We start from the raw sequence: 16,066 nt of genomic DNA on the forward strand, positions 1-16,066 counted from the left end.
GCTCATTTTCCGCCCTCGCGCTGCTTCATGCGGGGATCGAGCGCGTCGCGCGCGGCATCGCCGATCAGATTGATGCTGAGGATTGCAATCGACAGCAACAAGCCGGGCCAGAAGATCAGCGACGGCTTGATCTGAAAAAAGGCGCGGCCTTCGGCCATCATGTTGCCCCAGGTCGGGGTCTCCGGGCTGATGCCGGCACCCAGGAACGACAGGATCGCCTCGGTGAGGATGGCGGAGGCGCAGACGTAAGTGCCTTGCACGATCAAGGGCGCGATCGTGTTCGGCATCAAGTGGCGCCACATGATCTTCGGCAGGCTGGTGCCGACCGAGATCGCGGCCTCGACATAGGGCTCTTCGCGCGCCGACAGCACCACGGCGCGAACCAGCCGTGCGACGCGCGGAATTTCGGGGATGGTGATGGCGATGAGCACCGTTGTGGGGCTTGCGCCCGACAGCGAGACCACGGCAATCGCAAGCAGGATGCTCGGGATCGCCATCAAGCCGTCCATGATGCGCATCATGATCGCGTCGATCCATTTGAAGAAACCGGAGAGGAGGCCGGTCACAAGACCGATGACGATGGAGAGAACAGCGGCGCCCACGCCGATGATCAGCGAGATCCGGCCGCCGTAGAGGATCCGGGACAGTACATCGCGGCCGTAAGAGTCAGTGCCGAGCAGGAACTGCGCGCTCGCCGGCTTCAGCCGCTGCGCCGGTGCGAGCAGCATCGGATCGTGCGGCGACAACAGCGGCGCCAGGATTGCGGACGCAACGATCAGTCCAAGGCAGATGGTGGCGGTCGCGATGATCGGCGTCGATGTCAGGAATCCGAACCTCGGCCGCAACGGCGTCGTGATCGGGAGTGACGGTTCGGGGAGGGTTTCGATCGCCATAGATATCGGCCTCAATAGCGGATTCTGGGATCGAGCAGGGTGTAGGCGAGGTCAATCAGCAGGTTGACCAGAACGTAGACGAAGGAAGTCAGAAGGATCATCCCCTGGATCACGGGATAATCGCGGCCCAGCACGGCGTCGACGGTGAGCCGTCCGATGCCCGGCAGGTTGAACACGCTTTCGGTGACGACGACGCCTGAAATCAGCAGCGTAAAACCAGAGCCGATCACGGTGATGACCGGCACCGCGGCGTTGCGCAGCGCGTGTCGCAACAGCACGCCCGGTTCGGCGATACCCTTGGCGCGCGCGGTCCGCACGTAATCCTCGCCCAGCACATCCAGCATCGCCGCACGGGTCATGCGGGCGATCAGCGCAACATAGATGAAGGACAATGCGATGGTCGGCAGGATGATGCGTTCAAGGAACGGACCGAAGCCCGAGGTGATGCTGCGGAAACCCTGCACCGGCAGCCAGCGCAGATCGATCGCGAAGATCTGGATCAGCACATAGCCGATCACGAAGACCGGGACCGAGAAGCCGATTACCGACAGACCCATTACGAAGCGATCGATCCAGGTGCCGTGCTTCCAGGCCGCGATCACGCCAAGGGGCACCGCGACCACGATACTGAGGATGATGGTCGACAACGCAATGCTGAGCGAAGGCTCGACGCGCTGGCCAATCAGCTTCAGGACCGGGACATTCGAAATCAGGGAAACACCGAGATCGCCGTGCAGAAGCTTGCCGACCCAGGTGACGAACTGGATGTAGAGCGGTTCGTTCAATCCGAGTGAGGTGCGGATGCGTTCGAGCTGCGCCGGCGTCGCGTTGTCGCCGGCGAGAATAGCGGCGGGATCGCCCGGGGTGATGCGGAGCAAGAGGAACACAAACAATGCCACCACGCCCATCACGGGAATGGCGGCCAGCACACGACGAAGCAGATATCCGAGCATCGTTACCCATCACACAATGCGGCAACCCGTGATTTGGTTTGCGCAGACCAAGGTTCCCCACAGCAGCGTATCAGGTCAGCAAATCCTGTGCCATTAGTCGCCGCGAGGACTTCAAATCTCGTGATGCCCGGCCTTGTGCCGGGCATCCACGTCTTTGTTGCCCGGAACATGAAAGACGTGGATGGTCGGGACGGAGCCCGGCCATGACGAACGTTTGCTCGCTTCGTTGCGTTTTACTCCAGTGTCGCCAACAGACCCGCCATCAGACGGCCGCGTTCGGCAAGACTGTCGACTTCGATGTGTTCGTTGAGCGTATGCGCATCGGCGCCGCGAACGCCGAGACCGTCGAGCGTCGGGATCCCCATCGCGCCGGTGAAATTGCCATCGGAGCCGCCGCCGGCGCTGCCGTGGGGAAGCTCGACGCCCAATTGACTGGCGACGCCGCGCGCTTTTTCGTACAGCGCCATGGTGCCCGCGGCGGGCTCCCACACTGGCCGGGTAACGCCGCGCGTCACCTTGAACGTGACGTCATGAGAGGTTCCGGAAAGCGCCAGCATCCGCTCCACGCCGCGATCGAGATCGGCCTGGCGTTTTGCCATGCTCAGCGCTTCGCCCGTGCATGTTGTGGCAACGCAGTTGACCCATTGGCCGCCATGCACGATGCCGACGCTGAAGGTGCAGTCATCCGAGGTCATCCCGTCGATGGCGATGATCTGGCGCGCCATCTCGCGGATCGCCGAGCGGCCTGAGGATAGCGTGGCGCCGGCATGGCTCGGTTTGCCTGTCGCTTCGAGGTTGAAGCGCGCGATGGCGTAACGCCCGGTGACGACGCCGTTGTTGGGCCGGCCCGGCTCGGGCACCAGCACATATTTGTTGCGCGCGGCCTCCGCCTCGATGATGTCGCGGGTCGACGGCGTGCCGACCTCTTCATCCGGGGTGAACATCACCGTGATCGGCAGCGGCGTCGTGAATGCGGCGCGCGCCAATTGCCGGATCGCTTCCAGCGCCAGGTAGCTGCCGCCCTTCATGTCGAAGATGCCGGGGCCGAAACATTTGTTGCCCTCGCGACGAAACGGCAGTTTCTCCAGCGTGCCGACCGGATGAACGGTGTCGAAATGCCCGGCGATCAGAATCCCGGGTTCGCCTTGCCGGGGATGCGGAAAGCGGGCGCGGACGACGTCGCCAAAGCCTTGCCGTCCGGCGATGCGTTCGATTGACGCACCCATGATCGCCATGTCGCGCGCCGCGATGTCGAGCATGCGGTTGACGGCGCTCTTATCCCAGGTTGGGCTTTCGCACTCCACCCAGTTGCGCAAGCCCTGCAGCATGGTTTCGGAATCGAATGGAAGGTTGGCGGGGTTCATGGGAATCTCTTCAGGTTTTCGAACGGGACGTTTTGGTTATGCGGATGCATCGTCGAGACGTCTACGAGAATGATCGGCGATGAATTTGTAAAGTGAAACATCGATAAGGCGTCGGCGCGATTTGCTGGTGCTGCGATAAATCAAAACCCGATTGACGCGCGGCGTGCTTGGTGCAAGTCTCAAATGTCCTTTTTTTACAGCGTGTTACTGCGCCTAAATAACGGACCATCTGCATAACTAATGATCGGCGTTTGACCAGTTTCACGTCAGGAGAGATCGAATGTTCCATATCTCGCGTTGGAAGCGTGCCGCGATAGCGTCGGCGATCGCGCTCTCGGCTGCGCTGGCAACACCGTCGCTGGCCGCCACCACCAAGACGATTACGGCCGTGATGCATTCCGATCTGCGCTTTCTCGATCCGATCATCACCACCGCCTACATCCAGCGCGATTATGGCTACATGGTCTATGACACGCTGCTGGCGATGGATTCCAATTTCAAGATCCAGCCGCAGATGGCGGACTGGAAGGTCTCCGACGACAAGCTCACCTACACCTTCACGCTGCGCGACGGCTTGAAATGGCATGACGGCGCGCCGGTCACGGCGGAAGACTGCGTGGCCTCGCTGAAGCGCTGGGGCAAGCGCGACGGCATGGGCCAGAAACTGATGGATTTCACCGCGAGCCTCGAGGCCACCGACGCCAAGACCATCACGCTGAAATTAAAGGAGCCCTACGGCCTGGTGCTGGAGTCGATCGGAAAACCTTCATCGGTGGTGCCCTTCATGATGCCGAAGCGCGTCGCGGAGACGCCGGCGGACAAGCCGATCACCGAGCAGATCGGCTCGGGTCCGTTCAAATTCGTGAAAGAGGAATTCCAGCCCGGCGTGAAGGCGGTGTTCGTGAAGAATACCGACTACGTGCCGCGCAAGGAGCCGCCGAGCTGGACCTCCGGCGGCAAGGTGGTCAAGGTCGATCGCGTCGAGTGGATCACGATGGCGGACGCACAGACCGCGGTGAACGCACTTCAATCCGGCGATATCGATTTTATGGAGGCTCCGTCGTTCGACCTCCTGCCGGTATTGGCAGCTAATCCGGATTTGAAGATCGACGTGCTGAACAAGCTCGGATTCCAGACGCTCGGCCGGATGAACTTCATCCATCCGCCGTTCGACAACGTCAAGGTACGCCGCGCCGCGTTCATGGCGATGAACCAGAAGAACGTGCTGGATGCCTTGGTCGGCAACCCCGACTATTACAAGATTTGCGGCGCGGTCTTCGTTTGCGGCACGCCGCTGGCGTCGGATGTCGGTGCGGAATCGCTTACCAAGGGCGACGGCATGGCGGAAGCGAAAAAGCTTCTCGCCGAGTCCGGCTATGACGGCACGCCTGTCGTGGTCATGGCGCCGGGCGATGTCGTCACGCTGAAGGCGCAGCCGATTGTCGCCGCGCAATTGCTGCGAGAGGCCGGCTTCAAGGTGGATTTGCAGGCGACCGATTGGCAGACCGTGGTTTCGCGCCGCGCCAGCCAGAAGCCCGACAGCGAGGGCGGCTGGGATATGTTTTTCACCAACTGGGTTGGCGCCGACGTCCTAAATCCCGTTGTCAACGCATCGGTCAGCGGCAGGGGCAAAAATGGCGGCTGGTTCGGATGGGCCGATGATCCCAAACTGGAAGCGATGCGCGATGCGTTTGCGCGCGCCGGTTCGCCCGAGGAGCAGAAGAAGATTGCGGCCGACATCCAGAAGGAAGTCTACGACCAGGTGATCTATGTTCCGCTCGGGCAATATCTGGCGCCGAGCGTGTGGCGGAAGTCGCTCACCGGTGTGCTCGACGGCCCGGCAACGCCGATCTTCTGGAATATCGACAAGTCTGAGTAGGCAAGTCGTAGAGGCACGCGGTTGCTTCTAACGCGCGATCAGCAATGGTTGTCGCGGATCAATTCCGGCCCGTCGTTGAAAAGCGGCGGGCCGCTTTTCTGCGATGGCTTCGTCGTTGGGTGTAAATCGCTGCGCGGTTCGCGCTCATCGTTCGTGCGATGGTCCTGGGTGCTTTCGCCGGCCATGTGTCTTGCTCCATTTGCTGCAGGACAACATTTTCGAGGCCGCGAAGTTCCGGATCGTGTCCGCGGACGCAATCCGTCAGACCGGATAAGTTACAATATGATGCAGCAATAGGTCGTTGACGTGGTCAGGGGCCTGATCAGCCGCGAAATGGCCGACGCCGGGAAGAACTTCGAAGCGGTAGGGAGCCGCGACGAAATCTTCGGTTCCTTCAGCCGCAGCTCGCCCGACGGTGTCATCGGCGTCGCCCCAGATGTAGAGCGTCGGCACGCGGATCGGGCCAAGCGGGCTGCGGATCGCGCCGCGGGCGCGATACCAGGCCAAGGCGGCCTCCATCGTCTCTTTGTTGCCGATGACGGAAAGATGCTCTTCCATGGCGGCAGCCGGCACACCGGCGGCAGCCCACCGTTCGCGCAGCCATTTGGCATTTTCGGCAAGGACAACATCCGCAGCGTCGGGTTCGAGGAAGGCCTTGTGATGCCGTGATCGATGCGCCTGATCGCCGTCGGGCATTTGCAGTGCGCGATTGAAGGCGTTGGGATGCGGCCGCGACAACACGGCAAGCGACGCCAGCCGCTGCGGATGGCGATCGGCGAGCGCCCAGGCGATGCTGCCGCCCCAATCGTGTCCGACCAGATGAAAGCGAGCTTCGCCATAGCCGCTTGCTGCGACGATCGCCATCGCATCGTCCATCATCCGCTCGATCTGATAATTTGAGGTATCGCTGACAGCCGGCCGCGCGCCCGGTGAATAGCCGCGCTGGCTCGGCGCCACCGCTCGGTAACCCGCACCCGCAAGCGCTGCCACCTGCGCGCGCCAGCAGTTCATGGATTCCGCAAAACCGTGCACCAGCAGTACGAGCGGCGCAGCCCGTTGGCCGCCCACGAGTGCGTCAAAGGAGAGGTGAGGGGCGATGGTGATTTTTTCGAGCTGAGACATTCGTCATTCCGATGCGAGCAGCTTCTGCGTGCCACGGATGCGAGATGGTCCGACTCGAACCCAGGCAGCTTCGCATTGAGCGGGGTTAAGGCCTGCATGTCCACCCGCTCCACAAACTGGAGCGCCACCTTGACAGATGTGTAAGCTATAGCTTACCGTTAGTCATGGCTTACGGAAATGCATTGGCTGTTCTGGCGGATCCGACGCGGCGAGAGGTGTTCGAGCGCCTGCGTGCCGGGCCGCGTCCTGTGAACGCGCTTGCCGCCGGGCTGCCGGTGTCGCGACCAGCGGTGTCGCAACATCTGAAAGTGTTGAAGGACGCAGGCCTCGTCGAGGAACGCAGCGAAGGCGTGCGGCGGATCTATTCGCTGCGGCCTGAGGGCCTGGTGGAATTGCGGGGCTGGCTGGACAGTTTTTGGGGCGATGCGCTGGAAGCTTTCGCACTGGAAGCGGAGGGGTCTCACCAGAATAGAGGGAGTAAATGAATGAACGACGTGGCTGTCATCGCGCCCGTGCGCAAAACCGTTCGCGTCAGGGCGCCGGTCGCGCATTCGTTCGAGGTCTTCACCAGCGGGCTGACGCGCTGGTGGCCGTACGATCACGGTATCGGCAAGAAGCCGATTGCGAAGGTGCTGATGGAGCCGCGTCTGGGTGGACGCTGGCTTGAAATTTCGGAAGACGGCACGGAAACCGTTGCGGCGACGATTACGCTTTGGGAGCCGCCGCACCGTTTTGTCATGCTCTGGCAGATCAATGCGCAATGGAAGCCGGATCAGGCGATGAGATCGGAAGTCGACATACGCTTCACGGCCGACGGACCGGACGCGACGCTTGTCGAACTGTTGCACCACAAATTCGAGACCATGGGCGCGGAGGCGGGCGTGTCGATGCGCAGGGATGTTGATGGCGGCTGGCCGGGCCTCATCGAACGCTTTGTCCGCGAAGCTGAGCGGAACGCGGCCGCATAGACGTGGGAGCGCATGGCCGAAATGGCCAAGGCGGCAAAAAAAGGCGGCCTGACAAAAAAGGCGGCCTGAGCAAACGATCGCTCCGGCTGCGAGCTACGGCAATTTGGGCGGGGGGTGAGGAGCGAAATGGCTCCATTGCCGGACCGGCTGCTTGGCAAATCTTCGTTTGCCGGTCATCGCGGTTACCAAAAGCGGCTGGCCTTGAACGCGGATGAGTGTCGCATGAAATGGCAGTTCCGGCGCTTGCAAAGCTATGCCGGAACACGAAGCGGTCGTTCCGTTTGATTGTCCCGTAAGCTTTAATTCCACCTCGTCGATACCGAACAGGGTGGGCTGTCCGGCAGTGTGCCTTTTGGTGGACAAGGTTGCCGTAAAGCGATCTTCGTTGACTTCGTACCAGCCGGAATAAGTCAGCACGCTGTCGCCGCCGGCTATCTTGCCTTTGGCAAGAACGATGATGCCGGTGCCTTCGCCCCGGGGGGTTCTATACCACGCAGCATATTCGCCGTCTCTGAGCATGGAACACCCCTCGCATGGAAAGAACTAACAAATGGTGCGAGCATCGTCAGAAATACAGCTAGCGGTTGCGGAGAGGTTAACGGTTTGTGAAAACCAGTTTCAGCCTTTGATTGGTTTTGTCCGCGCGCTCCCCGATGTTCTCTTGCGCGTCACTCCTGGTGCGGGCGGTGGGACTCGAACCCACACGACGTTGCCATCGAGGGATTTTAAGTCCCTTGCGTCTACCAGTTCCGCCACGTCCGCTTTGGCCACGAGATCAGAGACTTAGCGCGTTTCCTTAGCTGCAGGAAATGGGCTAGCCTTGCCTGAGGCACTCCTTTCCACAGTGCGGCGCGCGGTGCAAGGCAAAGCCTCAATGCCGACACCAGCGCCTGCTTTACGCAACCGCAAGATTGTCTATTTACCAAGGCCGCATGAACACTCGCGCTTCTCACCACCAGCCGTCGCCCCGCGCCGCTACCGTCGCGGCGCTATTCCTGCTCGGCATCGGGCTTGCCGGCTGTGCCAGTGTGAGCGACGTCGGCGACAGCATGACCTTGGCGTTCGTCGACCCTGCCAGATACGACTTCTACGATTGCAAGCAATTGGAGTCCGAGCGCAAGAGCATCGCCAGCCACATTGAAGAATTGAAGAAACAGATGGCTAAGGCCGATACCGGGGTCGCCGGCCCCGTGGTGGCAGAACTCGCCTATCGCAACGACTACATTGCGAATCTCGGTCAGGCCAAACTGGCCGATCAGGCCTGGCGGCGCAACAATTGTCATGACTCGCCGCCGCCTGCGCCTGGCACCGCGTCGGCGGCACCAGCTCCCGTACCACCGCCTGCGAAACACAAAGGCGCGCGTTCACCTGCGCGGTCCGGCGACGCCGTCAATTGATCTGCGGCAGCCAGCGCAGGTTTGCTTACGCACGCCAGTCGTAGATCCAGCTCTGTCGTGCGAGCATGCGTTGTGGGCCCATCGTCTTGATCGCAAGGTCGCGCGCATAGGCCGCCGGTCCCGTGAGGTGATAAATCCGTCCTGTCTGTCGCGCGAAGCGTTGCACACGCGCCACCCGCGGCTGGCGCAAGCGCGCATAACGCTGCATCGCCGCTGATATCGCAGGACCGCCCTCGTGTTGGGATTCACCGAGGCATTTTGCCAATATGGCCGCGTCCTCGATCGCCATTCCCGCGCCTTGCGCCGCAAATGGCAGCATGGCGTGCGCGGCGTCGCCGAGTAATGCGATCGCACCATTGGTCCATTCACCGCCGCCGGCGAGCGTGAACAGCGCCCATTTGCGCCATTCATCGACGGCGCCGATCAGCATCCGCGCGGTTGGCGGCCATTGCGGGGACGCAAACGCGTTCTTGATTTCGGTCATATCGCCGGGCGCGCTCCAGCCCGGCCTGTTCCACGCTCCCGGCACGATGGCGACGACATTGATCCGCCGCGCGCCGGAGATCGGATAGGCGACCAGATGCGCGTTCGGACCCATCCATAATTGCACCCGTCGCGAGGTATGTTCGCGCGGCAATTGCGTAGCCTCGAGCGTGCCGCGCCAGGCGATCAACCCGGAGAATTGCGGCTGCGTCTGCGGAAACAAGTGACTGCGGACCGCGGACCAGATTCCATCAGCGCCGACCAGCGCCATCGCCACTTCCTGCTGGCGCGTCATGCCGCTGCGCTGGACCACGGTAAGTCCCTTGGTGTGGGGGACGGCGTCTTCAAACTGGCAGCCGAGCCGCAATTCGATGTCGGGATTGTCGTTGACCTGGGCCTGCAGCGCGGCCTGCAGATCGGCGCGATGCACCACCCAATAGGGCGCCCCGGCGCGAGACGTGGCGGCTTCCCCGAGCGGCAGGCGCGCGATTTCGCAGCCGGCGCGTGCGCTCATGATACTGATCGCGTCCGGCGTGACGGCGCTGGCGGCAAGCCGTGACTGCAAGCCCAGCTCGATCAGCACGCGGCTGGCATTAGGCGAAAGTTGCAGGCCGGCGCCGGCTTCTTCGAGGCGTTCGGTTTTCTCGAGTATAACGACGCGAAAACCTCGACCCGCCAGCGCCAGAGACGCGGTCAGTCCTCCGATCCCGGCTCCAACAACGAAAACAGTGCGTGAAGCGGCCACCGGCCGCTCAGGCGACCTTGTCTTTCAGCACGCATTCGGGCGGGCGGGCCGCGCCGGGAGCGAGGTCGGCGGCATAACGATACAGGGTCGAGCAATATGGGCAGATGATCTCGTTGTCGTTGCCAAGGTCGAGGAAAACATGGGGATGGTCAAAAGGCGGATTGGCGCCAACGCACATGAACTCCTTCGATCCGATTTCAATCACCGAAACGCCGGCGTCATTGTGAAAGTGCGGAACGACATGGTCGGACATAGTATTCACCTTGGATAGCAATGCAGGCGGATGTCATCAACAACACGGAGCAGCATTGAAATGCCGCGAACCATACTGACGGGTGGAGTTGATTCCTAGGCCCCGACCGCTCATTTGCTCATGCAAATTCGACACAATCTTGTCGTCCCAGAGAAGCCCTTCTTTCGTCGGGGACGTTGTGTCTTAAAAACGGCACACCATTTCAAAAGAAGCGAAAATTTCAGGGTTTCCTGGATGAAACGGTTGCGGCTCGGTTCGGCTTTGGCTGGTACGGCGGTATGCGCGGTGGCATGCATACTGCTATGGCCGCATGCGCGCCAGGCCGCTGCCATACTGGCGGCGCAGGACGACCCTGCCGAGCTGGCGGACGTCCAGATCAATTCTGCTCTGCGGAATAACGATTCGGTTATTTCTGATAATATCGAGGCCGCGCTGGCGGCCAATGACGCCGATCTCGCCAGCAGCTTTGCCGATCTGGCAAAAGAAAAGAATGTCCCCCTCAATGATGAATTGTTGCGGCGGGTAAGCGATGCCATGGCTGAGCAGAACTCGACCTCGCATTTTGCAAAGGGTTTTGCCGGCGGCCTGCTGACCGGGAACGCCGACGATGTGGCGAGCATGTCGGGCACGGTGGCGGGCGATTTGTTCGTGTTCGGCGATGTCAGGGACGCGGTGCGCGAGGGCAAGCATCTCGCGATGGGCGAGGAAACCGATCGGCTGGTGCTGGGACTGGCCGCGGCGGGCCTCGTGGTCACCGCGGCAACCTATGTGTCTGTCGGCGGCGCGGCGCCGGTGCGCGCCGGCCTCACGCTGGTCAAGGATGCCCGCAAGGTCGGGCGGCTAGGCGAGGGGCTTACGCTGTGGGCCGGCCGCTCCGCGCGCGACATCGTCGATACGCCGATGCTGGAGAACGCAGTTGAGTCCGCCTCGGTGATGCGGCCCGGTCAAACGGTCACGGCGATCAAGGCGGCGTTTCGCCCCGAACAGGCCGGTGCGCTGGTCCGCCTCGCCAAGGATGTCGGACGGGTCGGGGAGAAGGCCGGCACGCGTGGTGCGCTCGATACGCTGAGAATTGCCGAAGGTCCAAAAGATGTCGCCCGCGCCGCTCGGCTGGCGGAATCCAAGGGCGGGCAGACGCGCGCGATCCTCAAAATGCTCGGCCGCGGCGCGTTGCTGCTGGCGGCCGGCGCGTTCAATCTCACGCTCTGGGTATTTGGCGCCGTGCTGGCGCTGTTCGGCCTGCTGTCGTCGATCAAGTCCGGTACCGAACGCTTGACGCTGGCGTGGCTTCACCGCAAGAAGGCGAGGCGGCTACGAAAGCTGATGGCCGCGGCTTCGCCGTCCAACATGTCCATGGCGAGCGCTGTCGCTCAAGGCTAGTTTGCAGCCTTTCATTTCAGATCCTTCCCCCAGATTACGGAATGACCAATGCCGAGCTTTCACAACGGCGCTGTTGAAATTGCCTATCTCGACGAAGGTGAGGGCGATCCTGTTCTGCTCGTGCACGGCTTTGCCTCGAGCAAGAACGTCAACTGGGTCTATCCGACCTGGGTTTCGGAGCTGAAGAAAAACGGCTACCGCGTCATCGCTCTCGACAATCGCGGCCACGGCGATTCCGCCAAGCTCTACGATTCCGAGCAGTATCATATCGGCACCATGGCGGGCGACGTCACCGCGCTGATGGATCATCTGAATATCGAGCGCGCCGACATCATGGGCTATTCGCTCGGCGGCCGGATGACAGCCTGGCTCGCGCACCGTGAGCCGCAGCGGTTGCGCTCGGCGATCTTCGGCGGCATTGCCATGGGATTGATCGAGGGCGGTGGTCCCGGTGAAAACGTGGCGAAAGCGCTGGAGGCGGACTCGCTCGAGGACGTGACCGACCCGGTGGGGCGGACGTTTCGCGCCTTCGCCGATCAAACCCGCTCGGATCGCCGGGCGCTGGCAGCCTGCCTGCGCGGCTCACGCCGCCTGATGACCCGAGAGGAGGCCGCTGATATCACCGTGCCGGTGCTGATCGCGGTGGGTACGGCTGACGAAATCGCGGGCTCGGCCACAGCACTGGGAAAGATCATTCCGGGTTCAAAGGTGCTCGACATTCCCAACCGCGACCACATGCGCGCCGTTGGCGACAAGGTCTACAAGACCGGTGTCCTGGAATTTCTCTCACAGCGAAAATGAATCGTCGCGCAGCGGCGCATCGCCATCGGCGAAGTGCCTGAAGGCGGCGATCAGCGCCGTCAGCGTCGCGATCCATACCATCCGCGCGCCGTAGCGATCGTGCGGCCCTGATATTACGCCGCAAATGAAGGCATTGCCGAGCAGTGCAAAACCGACCGTCGCGGCGAGCAGCGTCAGATCATCAAGCCGCCGGCGCCGGATGGCGGATGTGACGATGGCAATGATCAGCAGCAACGACGCCAGTGCCACCGGAACGTGGATCCAGTTGACCGCGGTGAAGTCGATGCCCCTGTGCTGTTGACGCGCCGCATGCATCCGCGCGGCCTGCTTCGGGATGTACCGTTCGATGATGCCGTAGGTATGAGGTAGCCAAACATCGCTGCCTTCGCCGGTGGCGACATGAAACAGTTGTTGCGCCGTGGCAATGGTGGCCGCTTCAGCTTGCCAGACCGGGTGCTCGGCCAGCGAATGCAGCACGATGAAGCCCATCTCGTCGTTCAAGCCCTGAAAGCGGCCGAGCTTATCGAACATGCTGTGGCCCCACAGAAAGTCGTCTGCGGTGGGCGGCAACTGGTTGCGATAAGGGCAGAGCTTCAGTCTCTGTTCTGGGCAATGGTCGTGCAGGTATTGCGCGACGATGCCATCCTGCAGCATCCGTCCGAACGCGACACCATAGCCCCCGGGCGTCCATGCCAATTGTCCCGACAATGCGAAATTAGCTGCCAGAAGCATGATCGCTCCGGTGACGATGGTCAGGCTGCCCTGCACGAGTCCTGAAACCGCAATTCGCGCGCGCAGGAATGGTTGTGCGATCCAGCCCACGCAACACAGCCCAAGAAGCACCGCCAGCGTTGCGCTGTGGGTAGCCCCGGCAAAGGCGGTAAACGCGAACAGCAATATCTTTTCGATCGCGGAAATCTTGTCGCCATGCAGGACCAGTATGAAGAGCGACAGCACCGACAGACCCGCGAAGATGTCGGTCAGCAGCATGCTTGCGAGCCATGGCAGCGCGGTGGTCACGATCAAGATGCCGCTCACCGCGGCGAGCCGCGATGGCCGCGCCATGCCGAATACGCGCAGCATGAGCTGCACGATCCAAAGCGTCGCCAGCGCCTGAATCCCGAGATTGATCCAGAAGCCTGAATCTTCCCCGAAATGCAGGTAGAGGCCGAATACGGTGGAACGGCTGGGGACCAGATAGCCTTCGTACCATCTCGCCAGATAGCCGCCGGTGTCCCATTGGAGCAGCGGATACCCGTTCCAGATCGCCGGCGCGACCAACAGCAGTGGAATGGCCAGCGTTGACGCCCAGACCCAGGTTGAACCGGTCCGGCGCGCCGCTAAAGTCTGCGTGTTAATGCTACTGCCCCCTGTTTGCGGTCACCTTGCCCGCATTGGGCGGGAGCCGAAAATCCGCAAATAGTTGGATTGCGCTGCCGGTATGATGGCGCAAACGCCTTGCGCTATAATACCGTGCCCGGCTGCTTGATTTCCCGAAATTCCCGACCACTTTGAGGCGACGTTTGCAGGGCAGGCGGGTCTTGCGCCGTATGAAGAAAATACGTCACTTCAATGGTTTAGGGTGCATTTGGAGCAGACGTGACATTCATCTTTGGCGGCGCTGCGCCTGAGACAGCCGTCCCTTCGTTGTGTTATAATCCCCATCCAGAAATCGAATTTGCGAGAGCGGCAAATGGCAATGCATCAGATTAATCCGCAGGGTACGAAACTGGCGGCGCTCGATCCGATCTGGGATCGCGTGCGGCAGGAGGCGGAGGACATCGTTCGGCGTGAGCCTGAGCTCGCCTCCTTTATCTATTCGACCGTGCTGCATCACGAACGTCTGGAAGATTCGGTGGTGTATCGCATCGCTGACCGACTCGATCACTCGGCGCTGTCGGGCGATCTGATCCGCCAAACTTTCGATGAAGCCCTGCGCGACAATCCCGATCTCGGCAATGCCTTCCGTGCTGACCTCGTCGCCGTCTACGACCGCGATCCCGCCACCTCGCGCTTCATCGATCCGCTGCTTTATTTCAAGGGCTTCCACGCGATCCAGACTCACCGCCTGGCGCACTGGCTTTATCAAAAGGGCCGCAAGGATTTTGCGTATTACCTGCAAAGCCGGTCGTCTGCGGCGTTCCAGACCGACATCAATCCAGCGGCCAGGATCGGCCGCGGCATCTTCCTCGATCATGCCACCGGCTTCGTGTGCGGCGAGACCGCTGTCATTGAAGACGATGTCTCGATCCTGCACGGCGTCACCCTCGGCGGCACCGGCAAGGAGAACGAAGACCGCCATCCGAAGATTCGCCACGGCGTATTGATCGGCGCAGGCGCGAAGATTCTCGGCAATATCGAGGTCGGCCATTGCGCCCGCATCGCGGCGGGATCGGTGGTGGTGAAGCCAGTGCCCCACAACGTGACGGTTGCCGGCGTTCCCGCCAAGATCGTCGGTGAGGCGGGTTGTGCCGAGCCGTCGCGCACCATGGATCAGATGCTCAATGCGATCGGACTTTGATTTTCACACCGCTTGATTTTCAACTTGCTTGAATCGCTTAGGCGATGCTTGAGGATATGGCTGGCGCTCTGCTTCGTCTCGTCCTAGAAACTTCTCTAAATTTCAATCGAATGGGAGACTGCCGTGGACGTTCAAGAAGTGAGGAAACTCGACGCATACCTCAAGCGTGTGTTCAGCAATCCCAAGATTCGCGTGGTGCCGCGGCCGAAAAAAGACGATTCCGCGGAGGTCTATATCGGCGAGGAATTCATCGGCGTGCTGTTCGTCGACGATGAGGACGACGATCGTTCGTTTCAGTTCCAGATGGCGATCCTGGAGGACGATCTGGTGGAGCAGGACTAAGCCTGCTGCAACGATACCATCATGCTCGGGGACTGACTGAAGTCAGCCCGAGCATGATGACGTCATCCTTGAGGTGACGGATTTGCCTTGGCGCCGTGCAATTCAACCGTCAAACGATCCATCGCATTGGCCATGTTGCGCCATTGCGCGAGCCAGCTCCGCGGAAAGCGAAATGTCAGATCTGCGCCATCGATGCGCCGTTCGCTCAGGCACATCCCGGGTGTCGCGGCATCCCGCGTGCAGCGCGCGCTGAGGCTCGGCGCGTTCGAAACAAACAGATCTTCGCCGCTGTAAGGCGTGCCATCGCGAAACGCACGCATGGTCAATCCGTCCTGTCCCGATGTCGAGGGCTGGTCCAAATAGCGCGGATAGATCGTACTCACGAGTATGTCCGGCGCCATTGCATCGTGATGCGCGGCAATCGACAGGAAGATCCGGTCGATCGGCTGCATTGCCTCTTCTTCCACGGTATCGGCGCTGACGCGCTTCGGGGCGTCGGGGACTTCAAGCGAGGGATAAGAGAAGCTGAGATCGACGCGTTCCTGCGGTCCCGAATGGCGCTGGATCTTCATGCGGATCGCCTTTGGCGGCACGTTGAAGAGGGTGGCTCCGATGCTGACCGGCAAGCGGTCCGGTCCGTTCGAAGCCTGCGTTTCCCAGGTCGGCCACAGCAGGTAGGCGACCAAGGCGATCGCGCCGGCGGCAATCGCACCTGCGACAATGATCGGAACCAAGTGGCTGTGGCGCTGGCGCGAGCGGCGGACGATATACTGGGCCGTTGAGAGATATGTCATGAACGCAGTGTCGTTAGGGACATCAGAAGAAGAACCGAATCACTTGCGAATATGCCATGCGGTGACCGAATTTCCGCGCGACGTGACGCGATCCATGCCGCGCGAGCCATGTGCCGAGCGCGGTTCCGGCCGGCGGCGTTAACCCTTCCTTAAGGATAGTGTGGCGGCCGG

General features: G+C 61.5%; 18 protein-coding genes and 1 tRNA gene. 8 read left to right on the forward strand and 11 right to left on the reverse strand.

Translation table 11 applies throughout. From position 1 onward, the window contains the following. Positions 1-2: 2 nt before the first annotated feature. The 3 genes from BLV09_RS02045 to BLV09_RS02055 form a co-directional block, all read right to left on the reverse strand. Entirely contained in the window at positions 3-893 is an 891-nt protein-coding gene (locus tag BLV09_RS02045) for an ABC transporter permease (RefSeq protein ID WP_146686146.1), read from the reverse strand. 11 nt (positions 894-904) lie between these two features. After that, positions 905-1,846, reverse strand: a complete 942-nt coding sequence (locus BLV09_RS02050) for an ABC transporter permease (RefSeq protein ID WP_100382633.1) — start codon at positions 1,844-1,846, stop codon at positions 905-907. 233 nt (positions 1,847-2,079) lie between these two features. Beyond that, positions 2,080-3,210 carry a M20/M25/M40 family metallo-hydrolase gene (locus BLV09_RS02055; protein ID WP_146686147.1) on the reverse strand — a complete coding sequence of 377 codons (1,131 nt, stop codon included), beginning with the start codon at positions 3,208-3,210 and terminating at the stop codon, positions 2,080-2,082. A gap of 280 nt (positions 3,211-3,490) precedes the next feature. Between BLV09_RS02055 and BLV09_RS02060 the strand changes: the two genes are divergently transcribed. Then, positions 3,491-5,089, forward strand: coding sequence for an ABC transporter substrate-binding protein (locus BLV09_RS02060; RefSeq protein ID WP_146686148.1), 1,599 nt, complete (start codon positions 3,491-3,493; stop codon positions 5,087-5,089). Positions 5,090-5,127: 38 nt separating this feature from the next. On the opposite strand, the gene BLV09_RS36915 is transcribed toward BLV09_RS02060, so the two are convergent. After that, entirely contained in the window at positions 5,128-5,274 is a 147-nt protein-coding gene (locus tag BLV09_RS36915) for a hypothetical protein (protein WP_157809971.1), read from the reverse strand. Positions 5,275-5,350: 76 nt separating this feature from the next. Beyond that, positions 5,351-6,211, reverse strand: a complete 861-nt coding sequence (locus BLV09_RS02065; protein ID WP_146686149.1) for an alpha/beta fold hydrolase — start codon at positions 6,209-6,211, stop codon at positions 5,351-5,353. Positions 6,212-6,375: 164 nt separating this feature from the next. Here BLV09_RS02065 and BLV09_RS02070 point away from each other — a divergent pair, with 164 nt between their 5' ends. Together BLV09_RS02070 and BLV09_RS02075 are read left to right on the forward strand one after the other, a co-directional pair. Further along, a complete protein-coding gene (locus BLV09_RS02070) occupies positions 6,376-6,696 on the forward strand; it encodes an ArsR/SmtB family transcription factor (protein ID WP_146686150.1) in 321 nt (106 codons plus the stop codon). Further along, positions 6,697-7,179 (forward strand): SRPBCC family protein, encoded by a 483-nt coding sequence (locus tag BLV09_RS02075; protein WP_146686151.1) that lies wholly within the window; start codon positions 6,697-6,699, stop codon positions 7,177-7,179. Between the two features lie 93 nt (positions 7,180-7,272). Here BLV09_RS02075 and BLV09_RS02080 read toward each other — a convergent pair whose 3' ends face one another. Both BLV09_RS02080 and BLV09_RS02085 read right to left on the reverse strand, forming a co-directional pair. Continuing rightward, the gene (locus tag BLV09_RS02080) at positions 7,273-7,698 is read right to left on the reverse strand and encodes a hypothetical protein (protein WP_146686152.1); all 426 of its coding nucleotides are present in this window, start codon (positions 7,696-7,698) and stop codon (positions 7,273-7,275) included. Positions 7,699-7,854: 156 nt separating this feature from the next. Next, positions 7,855-7,941: transfer RNA gene (locus tag BLV09_RS02085), tRNA-Leu, on the reverse strand. Positions 7,942-8,111: 170 nt separating this feature from the next. On the opposite strand from BLV09_RS02085, the gene BLV09_RS02090 reads away from it, so the two are divergent. Further along, complete coding sequence (locus BLV09_RS02090; protein ID WP_146686153.1) at positions 8,112-8,576, forward strand: twin-arginine translocation pathway signal; 465 nt, start codon at positions 8,112-8,114, stop codon at positions 8,574-8,576. Positions 8,577-8,601: 25 nt separating this feature from the next. On the opposite strand, the gene BLV09_RS02095 is transcribed toward BLV09_RS02090, so the two are convergent. Both BLV09_RS02095 and BLV09_RS02100 read right to left on the reverse strand, forming a co-directional pair. Continuing rightward, on the reverse strand, positions 8,602-9,804 hold the full coding sequence (locus BLV09_RS02095; protein WP_146686154.1) for an FAD-dependent monooxygenase: 1,203 nt from the start codon (positions 9,802-9,804) through the stop codon (positions 8,602-8,604). Positions 9,805-9,811: 7 nt separating this feature from the next. Then, the gene (locus BLV09_RS02100) at positions 9,812-10,057 is read right to left on the reverse strand and encodes a zinc-finger domain-containing protein (protein WP_100382624.1); all 246 of its coding nucleotides are present in this window, start codon (positions 10,055-10,057) and stop codon (positions 9,812-9,814) included. Positions 10,058-10,291: 234 nt separating this feature from the next. On the opposite strand from BLV09_RS02100, the gene BLV09_RS02105 reads away from it, so the two are divergent. Beyond that, on the forward strand, positions 10,292-11,437 hold the full coding sequence (locus BLV09_RS02105; protein WP_146686155.1) for a hypothetical protein: 1,146 nt from the start codon (positions 10,292-10,294) through the stop codon (positions 11,435-11,437). Between the two features lie 48 nt (positions 11,438-11,485). Next, positions 11,486-12,238: an alpha/beta fold hydrolase gene (locus tag BLV09_RS02110; RefSeq protein ID WP_146686156.1), complete on the forward strand. Its 753-nt coding sequence runs from the start codon at positions 11,486-11,488 to the stop codon at positions 12,236-12,238. On the opposite strand, the gene BLV09_RS02115 is transcribed toward BLV09_RS02110, so the two are convergent. Further along, positions 12,224-13,597, reverse strand: a complete 1,374-nt coding sequence (locus BLV09_RS02115) for a hypothetical protein (protein WP_146686157.1) — start codon at positions 13,595-13,597, stop codon at positions 12,224-12,226. The two genes, BLV09_RS02110 and BLV09_RS02115, sit on opposite strands and share 15 nt — an antisense overlap. Before the next feature lie 334 nt (positions 13,598-13,931). Here BLV09_RS02115 and cysE point away from each other — a divergent pair, with 334 nt between their 5' ends. Together cysE and BLV09_RS02125 are read left to right on the forward strand one after the other, a co-directional pair. Continuing rightward, complete coding sequence (gene cysE / locus BLV09_RS02120; protein ID WP_146686158.1) at positions 13,932-14,759, forward strand: serine O-acetyltransferase; 828 nt, start codon at positions 13,932-13,934, stop codon at positions 14,757-14,759. Positions 14,760-14,882: 123 nt separating this feature from the next. Further along, a complete protein-coding gene (locus BLV09_RS02125) occupies positions 14,883-15,101 on the forward strand; it encodes a DUF3126 family protein (protein WP_100382617.1) in 219 nt (72 codons plus the stop codon). A gap of 62 nt (positions 15,102-15,163) precedes the next feature. On the opposite strand, the gene BLV09_RS02130 is transcribed toward BLV09_RS02125, so the two are convergent. Continuing rightward, positions 15,164-15,895 (reverse strand): hypothetical protein, encoded by a 732-nt coding sequence (locus BLV09_RS02130; RefSeq protein WP_146686159.1) that lies wholly within the window; start codon positions 15,893-15,895, stop codon positions 15,164-15,166. Positions 15,896-16,066: the final 171 nt, after the last annotated feature.

Origin of the sequence: Bradyrhizobium canariense (assembly GCF_900105125.1) — a bacterium.
Classification (GTDB): Bacteria; Pseudomonadota; Alphaproteobacteria; order Rhizobiales; family Xanthobacteraceae; genus Bradyrhizobium; species Bradyrhizobium canariense_A.

Excerpts from the sequence above, each read along its gene's own strand:
- BLV09_RS02045 (WP_146686146.1), bottom strand. The coding sequence starts at position 893 with ATGGCGATCGAAACCCTCCCCGAACCGTCACTCCCGATCACGACGCCG.
- BLV09_RS02050 (WP_100382633.1), bottom strand. The coding sequence starts at position 1,846 with ATGCTCGGATATCTGCTTCGTCGTGTGCTGGCCGCCATTCCCGTGATG.
- BLV09_RS02055 (WP_146686147.1), bottom strand. The coding sequence starts at position 3,210 with ATGAACCCCGCCAACCTTCCATTCGATTCCGAAACCATGCTGCAGGGC.
- BLV09_RS02060 (WP_146686148.1), top strand. The coding sequence starts at position 3,491 with ATGTTCCATATCTCGCGTTGGAAGCGTGCCGCGATAGCGTCGGCGATC.
- BLV09_RS36915 (WP_157809971.1), bottom strand. The coding sequence starts at position 5,274 with ATGGCCGGCGAAAGCACCCAGGACCATCGCACGAACGATGAGCGCGAA.
- BLV09_RS02065 (WP_146686149.1), bottom strand. The coding sequence starts at position 6,211 with ATGTCTCAGCTCGAAAAAATCACCATCGCCCCTCACCTCTCCTTTGAC.
- BLV09_RS02070 (WP_146686150.1), top strand. The coding sequence starts at position 6,376 with ATGGCTTACGGAAATGCATTGGCTGTTCTGGCGGATCCGACGCGGCGA.
- BLV09_RS02075 (WP_146686151.1), top strand. The coding sequence starts at position 6,697 with ATGAACGACGTGGCTGTCATCGCGCCCGTGCGCAAAACCGTTCGCGTC.
- BLV09_RS02080 (WP_146686152.1), bottom strand. The coding sequence starts at position 7,698 with ATGCTCAGAGACGGCGAATATGCTGCGTGGTATAGAACCCCCCGGGGC.
- BLV09_RS02090 (WP_146686153.1), top strand. The coding sequence starts at position 8,112 with ATGAACACTCGCGCTTCTCACCACCAGCCGTCGCCCCGCGCCGCTACC.
- BLV09_RS02100 (WP_100382624.1), bottom strand. The coding sequence starts at position 10,057 with ATGTCCGACCATGTCGTTCCGCACTTTCACAATGACGCCGGCGTTTCG.
- BLV09_RS02105 (WP_146686155.1), top strand. The coding sequence starts at position 10,292 with ATGAAACGGTTGCGGCTCGGTTCGGCTTTGGCTGGTACGGCGGTATGC.
- BLV09_RS02110 (WP_146686156.1), top strand. The coding sequence starts at position 11,486 with ATGCCGAGCTTTCACAACGGCGCTGTTGAAATTGCCTATCTCGACGAA.
- cysE (WP_146686158.1), top strand. The coding sequence starts at position 13,932 with ATGGCAATGCATCAGATTAATCCGCAGGGTACGAAACTGGCGGCGCTC.
- BLV09_RS02130 (WP_146686159.1), bottom strand. The coding sequence starts at position 15,895 with ATGACATATCTCTCAACGGCCCAGTATATCGTCCGCCGCTCGCGCCAG.